Annotated in this window: 8 protein-coding genes; 1 reads left to right on the top strand and 7 read right to left on the bottom strand. The window is 58.5% G+C overall.

Features of this window, described 5'->3' with window-relative positions:
- Positions 1-15: 15 nt before the first annotated feature.
- On the top strand, positions 16-975 hold the full coding sequence (gene lhpI / locus OSH09_RS05390; RefSeq protein WP_266120393.1) for a bifunctional Delta(1)-pyrroline-2-carboxylate/Delta(1)-piperideine-2-carboxylate reductase: 960 nt from the start codon (positions 16-18) through the stop codon (positions 973-975).
- 42 nt (positions 976-1,017) lie between these two features.
- Here lhpI and OSH09_RS05385 read toward each other — a convergent pair whose 3' ends face one another.
- From OSH09_RS05385 to xdhA, 7 genes are all read right to left on the bottom strand, one after another.
- Positions 1,018-2,322: a sensor histidine kinase gene (locus OSH09_RS05385; protein WP_266120392.1), complete on the bottom strand. Its 1,305-nt coding sequence runs from the start codon at positions 2,320-2,322 to the stop codon at positions 1,018-1,020.
- 3 nt (positions 2,323-2,325) lie between these two features.
- Positions 2,326-3,000, bottom strand: coding sequence for a response regulator transcription factor (locus OSH09_RS05380; RefSeq protein ID WP_266120391.1), 675 nt, complete (start codon positions 2,998-3,000; stop codon positions 2,326-2,328).
- Between the two features lie 59 nt (positions 3,001-3,059).
- The gene (locus OSH09_RS05375) at positions 3,060-4,361 is read right to left on the bottom strand and encodes a methyltransferase family protein (RefSeq protein ID WP_266120390.1); all 1,302 of its coding nucleotides are present in this window, start codon (positions 4,359-4,361) and stop codon (positions 3,060-3,062) included.
- Positions 4,362-4,554: 193 nt separating this feature from the next.
- Positions 4,555-5,880 (bottom strand): guanine deaminase, encoded by a 1,326-nt coding sequence (gene guaD, locus OSH09_RS05370; protein WP_266120389.1) that lies wholly within the window; start codon positions 5,878-5,880, stop codon positions 4,555-4,557.
- A gap of 24 nt (positions 5,881-5,904) precedes the next feature.
- Positions 5,905-6,873: a xanthine dehydrogenase accessory protein XdhC gene (xdhC, locus tag OSH09_RS05365; protein WP_266120388.1), complete on the bottom strand. Its 969-nt coding sequence runs from the start codon at positions 6,871-6,873 to the stop codon at positions 5,905-5,907.
- Positions 6,870-9,197 carry a xanthine dehydrogenase molybdopterin binding subunit gene (xdhB, locus tag OSH09_RS05360; protein ID WP_266120387.1) on the bottom strand — a complete coding sequence of 776 codons (2,328 nt, stop codon included), beginning with the start codon at positions 9,195-9,197 and terminating at the stop codon, positions 6,870-6,872. The genes xdhC and xdhB overlap by 4 nt, the downstream gene beginning before the upstream one ends.
- On the bottom strand, positions 9,197-10,690 hold the full coding sequence (xdhA, locus tag OSH09_RS05355) for a xanthine dehydrogenase small subunit (RefSeq protein ID WP_207875113.1): 1,494 nt from the start codon (positions 10,688-10,690) through the stop codon (positions 9,197-9,199). The genes xdhB and xdhA overlap by 1 nt, the downstream gene beginning before the upstream one ends.

Here is a 10,690-nt window from a genome sequence, read left to right as displayed (position 1 = left end):
AAACACATGACTACTATGAAAATTGTTAATACGGCGGACACACGGCAGGCGCTTTCTTTTGATCGTTTGATTCCCGCGCTGGAACAGATGTTCATCACGGGTTGTCACGTTCCTTTGCGGCATACTCACTCACTGCATGAGACGGATGAGGCGTCTCCCAGAACCTTGCTGATCATGCCTGCATGGCAAGGAGACCGATATTTGGGTATTAAGACAGTTGCTATCTGCCCCGCCAATGCTGAACGTGGCCTGCCAGGCCTGCATTCCAGTTATCTGCTGTATGACGCCAAGACGGGTGAGCCATTGGCATTACTGGACGGCAATGAAATTACCTCTCGCCGAACGGCGGCTGCATCGGCATTGGCTGCCGCCTACCTGGCTCCTGCAGCGGCTCGGAGCCTGCTGGTCGTGGGGTGTGGGCGTGTGGGCAGTCTGATCCCGGAAGCCTACCGAGTTGTCCGGCCTATTGAGCGGGTGCTGGTGTGGGATCGGGATGTGACGGCAGCGCAGAGGCTGGTAAAAAGTTTGAGCCAGCAAGGCTTTGATGCACGGCTTGCATCAGACTTGGACAGCGCCGTGGGCGAGGTTGACATTGTTAGTTGTGCGACGCTGGCTACCGAGCCGATTATTCGTGGTGCGCTGCTGGGTTTCGGTAGTCACCTTGATCTGATTGGTAGCTTCACCCCGCAGATGCGAGAAGCCGATGATGCGTGCTTCAGTCATGCGCGTCTGTATATCGATACGCAAGAGGCACTGCAAAAGAGTGGGGAGCTACTGGGGCCTATGTCGCGTGGCGTCTTTACGCCGGGTGATGTGGTCGGAGACCTGGCGGATTTGGTGAACAAGCGGGTTGAAGGCCGGAAGGACTTAGATGGCCGCACGGTCTTTAAAGCGGTGGGGACCGCTTTGGAAGATCTGGCTGCGGCCATCCTGGTTTACGAGAGCTCAGTTTCAGCGGTGAATACGGTGTCTTGAGCCGGTCCTGGAAAGGGCGTATCAGTCTGACTTCAAACAGGCTTATGACGGATCAAGATCCAGCATGAAAACACAGCCTTTCCCATTCGCTCCGCTTTGGACGCTAAGGCTCCAGCCCTGGGCCAGGGCCAATTGGCGTGCCAGCGCCAGGCCTATGCCTCGGTGGCCCTGTTCACGCAAGCCTGTCGCCAGTTGTTTACCTTGACTGAAGTGGCGCTCAAAAATCAGGATCTGGTCTTGCGTGGCTATGCCTGGGCCGTCGTCCTGCAGGGCGAGTACAGAGGGGGCAATCCAGCTTAATTGCAGCTTGCAGGGGGCGGCATGGTCGATGGCGTTGCGCATCAGGATGCGTAGCAGCATGGACAAGGCATAAGGGTCCAGGGTGTAGATCAGGGTGTCGGGCAGCAAATTACTCCACCGCACTTTGCTGCTATCGGCGTCCAGCAGTGCGACGGCCTGCCAGGTTTGTTGGCCCAGTTCGTGAAGCTCCACCTCGCGGACATGGCGCTCTGCGGTATAGGCCAGGCTTTCTGCCGCATCCAGACTGGCGGTGACCGCGTCGGCGTGGACCATCATGCGCTGCAGGCGCTGCTGTTGGGAGCCTTCGGGCAGTTGCAGCAGCAAGAGTTCGCAATCGCTGCGTATGGCGGTCAGGCCCGTGCGTAGTTCGTGGCCCAGATTGGCGGCGAATTCCCGTTCGTGGGTGAGCAGCTCTTCAACTTGCTCTTGCATGCGGTTAAAGGCACGAATCAGGCGTCCCGCTTCATCGTCCTGATGCTCGGGCAAGCCCGAGCGGCCCGGTGCCCAGTTTTCCAGGTGTCGGGACAAGGTCAGCATGGGGGCGACGGCATGGCGGGCGACGCGGCGACCCAGTAAAAAGACCAGCAAAATGGTGGCGGAACCGATCAGCAGCAGAATCAGACCAAATTCACGCACCCGGTCTTCATGCGGGGTGGCGCGATACACCAGATACAAGTGGTCTTGCTCCTGGTCCTGGCGCAGCACGTGCCAGGTATCACTGCCTATATGAAATTCGTAAATGCCCGGTTTGGGGACTTGGGCAAATTCGGGCAGATTATCCAGAGCCTGGCCCGGCAAGAACCAGTAACTGTCCAGCTCGGCCCCCAGTGCCTCGCTGCGGTCGTAGGCGCTGTCTGGCAGCAAGGTGGGGTTGCGGGCGTAGGAGATCAGCATGGCATTGACCATTTCGTCTTCCATGCGTGCAAAAGCGACATAGGCCAGTCCACCCATAATGATGACCAGCAAGGCTGCAATCAGGGTCAAGGCCCAGGACACCCGTTGTGTCAGGGTGCTCATGAAGCGGCTTCGGCGCAGGGTTTTTGCCATTGATTACTGATCCTTTTGCAAGCGCCAGCCCATGCCGGGCAAGGTCTCGATGGAGCCTGCTCCGGCATCGGACAAGGCGCGTCGCAAGAGATGGATTTGGCTGCGCAAGGCCTCGGGTGAAGGCGCACCCAGGGGCCACAGTGTTTTTTCCAGTGCCCGACGGGTCAGAATGGCTTGTGGGTCGCGTAGCAAGGCTTCCAGTAGTTGGCGGGCCTTGAAGCTCAGGTGCAGGTCTTGTCCCTTGACGGTAACCAGGGCTGTATCCAGGTTGTATTCCAGGCTGTCCCAATGCAGGGAGCCATGTTGGACCTGGGGTGGCCCACGGCGCATCAAAGCCCGGAGCCGGGCCTCGACCTCGGCCAGAGCAAAGGGTTTGATCAGGTAGTCGTCTGCCCCCAGGTCAAAGGCGGTGAGCTTGCTTTCCAATTGGCTGCGTGCGGTCAGAACCAGAGTGGGAATAGGCGTTTGGCTGGACTGGCGCAGCGCCTGCAGTACCCCAAAACCGTCCAGGCCCGGCAGGCCCAGGTCCAGGATCAGAGCATCAAAATCCTGCTCTTGCAGTAGCGTCAGCGCGCCATTGCCGTCGTAGGCGGCATCCACGGCAAAGCCTTTCAGTTCCAGATAGGTGTACAGGTTTTCGGCAATGGTCGTATCGTTTTCAACAATCAAAACACGCATGACAGCTTGTTCCACTTGGTTGGGACAGTTCTTGTTCAGCTTACTGCACCTGGGCTTAATCAGGGTAGACGTAGTAGTACGGGGACCCAGCCGTGGATTTGTAGCCACTGTGCCAGGGCAAAGACAGGCCAGATCAGGAAGTAGGGCAGGGCATCGCGCAGAGTACGGGCCAGACCTGTCAGAGAGACTTGCAGCTCTTTGGGGCTATTCCACAGACGCAGATTCGGGACCAGACGGGGGACACGCTGGCAGTAAACCTGATAGCTGTTGCCAAAGACTTTTTGCAGCAGAACTTGCTCTTCGTCGATCACATTATTAAAGACGGCGTACACAAAGAGGGCCAGCACAGGGCCTAGAAGCAGGCTGCCCGAGAGCGCTCCCATGCCCATGACGGCGCAAAGTGAAAACAGGTACAGGGGGTTGCGGCTGATGGAGTAAGGGCCTTGGCTAATCAGGCTGGAGCCTTTATGCCCGCCAAGGTACAGCATGCACCAGCAACGGCCCAGGACGGCGATCAGCACCAAAGCCAGACCCGCCATCCGGGTGAACTGGAACCCCAGCGAATCGGCGGCCCAGGTGGAGGCAAAGAACGGCAGGATCACCACCATCAGGCCACCAAAGACACCCAAGGTGCGACGGCGTTGTACCTGGATGCTGGCCAGGTGTTCCCAGGCTTCTTCTACCGTGGCCCGCTCACTGTGGGAGGCTGACCAACGCTTGGGGTTCACGATCAGGGGGTAAAAAGCAATGCTGCCCAAGAGCCAGACAATGGCCAAGGAGGCAAACACTTGGGTCAGCTTGATACGTTCCTGATCAGCTTCCAGCAGACCCAGCAAAAAGGCGCACACCAGACCGGCCAGCAGGCCTCCCCAGCGCAGACGAGCCTGGTTCAGGGCCCAGCCCGCAAAGTACAAATGCAGCAAACCAGCACCGACCGCCAGAACTGCGCCGACTTCCAGCAAAGGCTTGATCTCTGGCATCCAGCGATAGACGGACTCCAGCTCCGGAGAGGTGGCGGAGCTTTGCAGGAACAGCATCAGCAAAGGGACGGCCAGAAACAGACTGGTGCCCAGGAGCAGGATGCGTTTGCCTGACAAGCCATCCTGACCGCGCAAACGAAGCAGCTTCCAAGCGGCAAAAGACAAGCCAGCAGCGGCAATCAGGCCGGTCAGCAGGCCTTGAGCCTCTTTCATTTCATGAGCCATATGGCCGGGCTGCGGGCTGGAGGCCAATAAGGGGTTGAGTGGAGACCAGTTCTGCGTCAGGCTGGCCAGCCAAAGAAATAAAAAAGTCACCCCCACGACCTGCGTTAACAGGTAGAACAGGGAGTTGCGTTGCACCAGTGTAGATGTGCCGGACATAGTGAAATCTCGCCAAGAAGAGGAAGGAGCCCGGGCTGGCTCCCTACTGACGGGATCAATGTATCGCTGGCGCCGTAAAATCCGCGTTAAATCACAAAACGCGTGTAGATGCTTTTTTGAGTAGGCAGAAGAGGGTTCCTGGCAGTGGTTTTAATAGTTGAAATTGCCAGGCAGGAACCCGTTTCAGATGGGCTTAGTGATCGCGCTGATGCACACAGCGGCCTGCGCTGTAGCTGGCTTGAATGCAGCGATCGTCACCTAGCAGGGCCAGCATGAACAATTGTTCTTCCAGCGAGTTCAGCATGGTGCTGCGGCGAGCCATCAAGGGCGTCGCCTTGGGGTCCATCACAATAAAGTCAGCCTCGGCACCTGGAGCCAGCGTACCGATTTGGCCCTGCATGTCCAGCGCACGGGCGGCGCCTTCGGTGGCCATGTAGAACATGGAGGCAGCGGTCAGGTGGTAGTTGTTCAGGCGGGCCACTTTATGGGCCTCGTTCATGGTGCGCAGCATGGAGAAAGACGTACCGCCCCCCACATCGGTGGCCAGGGTGTGCAGAACCTTGCTTTGGCGAATCGACTGGAAGTCGAACAAGCCGGAAGCCAGGAACAGATTGGAGGTGGGGCAGTGGGCCGCGATACTGCCGGTATCGTGCATGCGGGCGCGGTCCTGCTCATCTAGCCAGATGCTGTGGCCGTAAATGGCACGGGGGCGAAGCAGGCCAAAGCTGTCGTACACGTCCAGATAGCTGCGATTCTTGGGGAACAGCTCGCTTACCCATTTGATTTCGTCCTTGTTTTCTGCCACGTGGGTTTGCAGGAAGACATCGGGGTAGGCGCGGGCCAGTTCACCGCAAGCGGCCAATTGTTCCGGGGTGGATGTAGGGGCAAAACGGGGGGTGAGTGCGTAGAGCTGGCGGCCCTTGCCGTGCCAGCGCTTGATCAGGTCTTCCGAGTCGCGTGCGCCGGACTCTGCCGTGTCTTGCAGATAGTCGGGGCAGTTACGGTCCATCATGACCTTGCCTGCAATCATGCGCAGATTGCGTTCGTGGCTTTCTTCAAAAAAAGCGTCAACGGATTGGCGATGCACACTGCCGTAAACCAGGGCGGTAGTGGTGCCATTGCGTAGCAACTCGTCCAGAAAGACGCCAGCGACTTCGCGAGCATGTTCGCTATCACCAAAACGGCCTTCAGTCGGGAAGGTGTAGGTTTCCAACCAGGGCAGCAAGCCGCTGGAAGGGGAGGCAATAATATCGGTTTGCGGAAAGTGCAGGTGGGTATCGATCATGCCGGGCATGATGATTTTGCCGCTCAGATCCACGGTCTTTGTACCGGCAGGCAGGCTGCGCGACAGTTCGGACCAGTCGCCACAGGCTTGGATCTGGCCCTGTTCGTTAACCAGCAGCAGACCATCACTGTGATAGCGCACGGCTTCGGAAGGATCTTCCAGCGTGGCTGGGTCCGCTACAAAGTACAGCAGTTGGGCACGGTAAGCACAGGCAGAGTGTAAAGAGGTAGTCATAGTGTCCTTGAAGTCGGGGTCGCATCAGCGACTGAGCTGGCCCATTTGATAGGCATGGGCCAGCAGTTCGGCGGCGACAGCCACGGCAATAATGGCAGGGGCTTTGCCCTTGATACCGGGTACGCCAATCGGGCAGACCAGTTCCTGGATACGGGATTCGGGCATGCCGCGCTGTTGCAGGCGGCGCTCAAATTGGCGGCGTTTGGTCATGGAGCCGATCAGACCCACATAGGCCGTATCGGGGCGGCGCAGAATTTGTTGGCACAGGGCCAAATCCAGGCCGTGATTATGCGTCATCACCAGAAAATAGCTATTGGTCGGGGCTTGTTCAATCAGGGCATCGGGGATGTCGGTGATTTCCAGGCTGACGTTATCAGGCACCTGAGCCGGAAACAGTTCGGCTCGTTCGTCTATCCACAGCACCCGGCATGGCAGTGTGCCTAGAATCTGTACCAGCGCCTCGCCCACGTGACCAGCGCCAAACAACAGGATAGTCAGAGGAGGGGGCGGCAGGTCTTCCATCCAGACGCCTTGTGAACCATCGTAGTCAAGCCGGGACTCGTCCACGATGGAAGGGCTTTGGATATCCACTTGCTTGTTGCCGTCAGACAGCAGTTGAGAACGGCGGCTGCTGGCTTGTCCGGCGCGCACTGTTTTATCCAGCTCTTCCAGCCACTCCAAGTCTTCGGGGCCCAGAGTTTCATACAGCAAGGTGACCACTCCGCCGCAACACTGTCCCAGACTGGGGCCTAGCGGCAGACGGCTCAGGCTCCAGTTGGGGCCAGAGGACTGGCTGAGCATGACGCGTGCCTGCTCCGCCGCCACCCATTCCAGGTGCCCGCCACCAATGGTCAGCCATTGCTCTGTTTGACTGAACAGCATGGCGGTGCCAGCAGTGCGCGGGGTAGAGCCCTTTGCCAAGGCCACCGAGCACAAAACCAGCCGCTCACCCGCTTTCAGGCGGGCGAGGGCAAGAGAGGGCCAGCTACTCATTTCGCTTGACGAATAGCCGCGACTGCTCGCATGACGGCTTCGGCAGTTGCGGGAGCGTTCAGCTCTGGCTCGATCTGGTAGTTTCCTACGCTGGCGACCGCATCGCGGATTGCGTTGAAGACGCAGAAGGGCAGCAGCAAGGGCGGCTCACCCACGGCTTTGGAGCGGTGAATGGAGTCCATGGCGTTGCGCCCGTCAAACAGGTTCACGCGGAAGTCCACGGGGCAGTCGCTGATGGCCGGGATTTTGTAAGTCGACGGTGCATGAGTGGTGAGTTTGCCTTGGGCGTTCCACACCAATTCTTCTGTTGTCAGCCAGCCCATGCCTTGAATAAAGGCGCCTTCAACCTGTCCAATATCCAGGGCCGGGTTGATGGATTTGCCCACATCGTGCAGCACATCCGCGCGCAAGAGGCGGGATTCACCGGTCAGCGTATCGATCAACACTTCGGCTACGGCAGCGCCATAGGAGAAGTAGTAGAAGGGATTGCCCTTCATGACTTTGGAGTCCCAGTGCAGGCCTGGCGTGGCGTAAAAACCGTCAGACCAGAGCTGTACACGGGCTTGGTACGCATGCTCAACCAGTTGGAAGAAGGGCATGGTCTGATCGCCGATTTCGACCTGGCCACGTTCAAACTTCACACTGGATTCTTCAACGGAAAACAGTTGGGCGGCAACGGTCGTCAAGCGCTGGCGGATCTGGTAGGCCGCGTCTTGAGCTGCTTTCCCGTTCAAGTCAGTGCCGGTGGAGGCCGCCGTGGCCGAGGTGTTGGCGACCTTGGTGGTATCGGTTGCGGTTACCCGGATATGCTCCAGGTTCAGGCCCAGTTCATGGGCGACGACCTGGGCCACCTTGGTGTTCAGACCCTGGCCCATTTCGGTGCCGCCGTGGTTCACCAGCACGGTACCGTCACGGTAGACGTGGACCAGAGCACCCGCCTGGTTAAAGGCAGGCACGTTAAAGGAAATACCGAACTTTACCGGAGTCAGAGCCAGACCTTTTTTCAGAATCGGGCTGCTGGCATTGAATTCGCGGATGTGTTCACGACGCTGGCGGTATTCGCTGGTGGCTTCCAGCTCGCCAACCAGTTCGTGGATGACGTTATCGACAACGGTTTGATCGTACGGGGTGATGTTGCGATCTTCTTTGCCGTAGAAATTCAGTTGGCGTATATCCAGAGGGTCCTTGCCCAGGCGGCGGGCAATCGTATCCAGCGCCACTTCCATCACCAAAGCGCCTTGCGGGCCGCCAAAACCACGGAAAGCCGTGTTTGACTGTGTGTTGGTGCGGCCACACAGCGCGCTCATCTCCACATCGGACAGATAATAGGCATTGTCGAAGTGGCAAATGGCGCGGGTGGCAACCGGGCCGGACAAGTCGGCCGAGAAACCCGAGTTGGCCGTCATGTCCAGACGGGCGCCCAGAATGCGGCCTTCGTCGTCGTAGCCAATATCGTATTCGTAGTAGAAGCCGTGACGCTTGCCGGTAATCATGAAGTCGTCGTCACGATCCAGACGCAGCTTGATCGGGCGTTGCAGCTTGACGGCAGCCACACTGGCTACACAAGCGTACAGGGCGGACTGGGATTCTTTGCCCCCAAAACCGCCACCCATGCGACGACATTCCACATGCACCTTGTGGGCACCGACGCCCAGGCAGTGCGCCACTAGCTGTTGCATTTCGGAGGGGTGCTGGGTGGAGCACCAGATATGGACTGCGCCATATTCTTTGGGGACGGCGTAGGAAATCTGGCCTTCCAGGTAGAACTGTTCCTGCCCATTGCACTGGAAGGTGCTTTTCAGGCGATGCGGGGCGGCCTCCAGCGCTTTTTGGGCATCCCCTTGGGTCAGGTGCATGGGTGGCAGCACACCGACCTGAGCAGCCTTGGCCTCTTGAGGAGTCAGGATGGCAGGCAGCTCTTCATAGGTGATCTTGCCCAGACGAGCAGCACGGCGTGCCTGATCGTGTGATTTGGCAATCACTGCAAAGATGGGCTGACCAAAGTAATGCACAATGCCATCGGCCAAAATCGGGTCGTCGTGCAGAATTGGGCCGCAGTTATTGGCAGCGGGAATGTCCGCAACGGTGAGCACGGCAATGACGCCGGGTGCCTGACGTACAGCGTCCAGATCCACGCTCAGCAAGCGGGCATGGGCTTTTTCAGACATGCCTAGCGCAATATGGGCTGTGCCCTGCAATTCGGGCAAATCGTCCGTGTAGGTGGCGGTGCCGCTCACGTGCAGGTCTGCGGATTCGTGCAGAAAGGACACGCCGACTCGTTGCGCGGTGGCGGTGTTCAGGTGGTCGATGCTGTCAATTTTCATCACAAAGTCTCCAGGCTGGCTTGAGCTCGGTGAAAGACATTCAACTGGGCGGGACTCAAAGCGTGTTCAGGGTGGGTTTCCAGGAAGAAGCGATACAACAAATTGGCCGCACTTTGATTGCGGTATTCGCTGCTGGCACGCATATCGCTCAGGGCCTGGTAGTCCTGCTGCAGCGCTTGCATGGCGGCTTGCACGTTCTCTTCATTCCATTCCTGGCCTTGCAGCACTTGCTCGGCGTGGCTGGCACGTTTAGGGGTGGCTGCCATACCACCAAAGGCGATACGAGCCTGTTTGACGATTTTGCCATCCAGTTCCACCGCAAAGGCGGCACACACGGCAGAAATGTCCTGGTCGAAACGCTTGGACAGCTTGTACGTGCGGAATTGCCATTGGCCCTTGTCACGCGGCACATACAGGCCCTGCACGAATTCACCCGGTTCCATCGCGGTTTTCTGGTAGGCCAGATACAGGTCTTCCAAAGGCATGACGCGTTCTACCGCGCCTTTGCGCAGAACCACACGGGTACGCATGGCAATCAGGGCAGGCATGGAGTCGCCAATGGGCGAGCCGTTGGCCACGTTGCCACCCAAGGTACCGGCGTTGCGGATAGGGAAGGAGGCAAAGCGCTGACGCAGTTCTGTCAATTCGGGATGGTCTTTGATCAGCGCATCAAAAGCGTCGTTCAGCAGCACGCCTGCGCCAATGTAGAGATCGTCCTCGGTAGTTTTCAACTCGCGCAGTTCGGCGACCTGGCCGATGTAGATCAGATGCGGCAGATCGCGGAATTGCTTGGTGACCCACAGGCCGATATCCGTGCTGCCAGCCAGAATGCGGGCTTGCGGATATTGCTCGCGCAATTGGGCCAACTGGTCCAGTGTGCGGGGGGCGTGGAAGGTCTGGCCCTGATATTCATAGGCCAGCATGCCGTCCTGACGAATAGCGCGTAGCTGCGCTTCAATGGATGGGCGGTCCATACCGACGGCCGGGTAGCTGTGCATGGCCTTGGCGGCATCAATAATGGGGCGGTAGCCTGTGCAGCGGCACAGATTGCCCGACAGCACATCGTCGATCTGCTCACGGGAAACCGGGCCGTCCTCGGGCGAATGCTTCATGTACAGGCCCCACAGGGACATGATGAAGCCCGGCGTACAAAAGCCGCATTGGGCGCCGTGCCAGTCCACCATGGCCTGTTGTACCGGATGCAGAGTGCCGTCGTCCTGGCGCAGATCCTCAATGGTGTAGAGCACCTTGCCATCGAGTGTGGGCAGCAACTGGATACAGGCGTTCACGGCCCGCAATTGCAATTGATTGTTCTGGTCCAGTTCGCCAATCATGACGGTGCAGGCCCCGCAGTCACCCTCGGCACAGCCTTCTTTGGTGCCGGTGCAGTGCAGGTCCTCACGTATATACTGTAAAACGGTTCGCGTGGTGGGGGCTTGGGCTACCTCTTGTACCTGGCCGCGAAAAATAAAACGAATTGGTCTTGTCTCCAT

The organism is Alcaligenes parafaecalis, assembly GCF_026344135.1.
Classification (GTDB): Bacteria; Pseudomonadota; Gammaproteobacteria; order Burkholderiales; family Burkholderiaceae_B; genus Alcaligenes; species Alcaligenes parafaecalis.
The sequence above is the reverse complement of the archived record's forward strand: the minus strand, read 5'-3'. Positions and strand labels throughout refer to the sequence as shown.

Coding starts and splice junctions, on each gene's coding strand:
- lhpI (WP_266120393.1), top strand. CDS start 16: ATGAAAATTGTTAATACGGCGGACACACGGCAGGCGCTTTCTTTTGAT.
- OSH09_RS05385 (WP_266120392.1), bottom strand. CDS start 2,322: ATGGCAAAAACCCTGCGCCGAAGCCGCTTCATGAGCACCCTGACACAA.
- OSH09_RS05380 (WP_266120391.1), bottom strand. CDS start 3,000: ATGCGTGTTTTGATTGTTGAAAACGATACGACCATTGCCGAAAACCTG.
- OSH09_RS05375 (WP_266120390.1), bottom strand. CDS start 4,361: ATGTCCGGCACATCTACACTGGTGCAACGCAACTCCCTGTTCTACCTG.
- guaD (WP_266120389.1), bottom strand. CDS start 5,880: ATGACTACCTCTTTACACTCTGCCTGTGCTTACCGTGCCCAACTGCTG.
- xdhC (WP_266120388.1), bottom strand. CDS start 6,873: ATGAGTAGCTGGCCCTCTCTTGCCCTCGCCCGCCTGAAAGCGGGTGAG.
- xdhB (WP_266120387.1), bottom strand. CDS start 9,197: ATGAAAATTGACAGCATCGACCACCTGAACACCGCCACCGCGCAACGA.
- xdhA (WP_207875113.1), bottom strand. CDS start 10,690: ATGGAGACAAGACCAATTCGTTTTATTTTTCGCGGCCAGGTACAAGAG.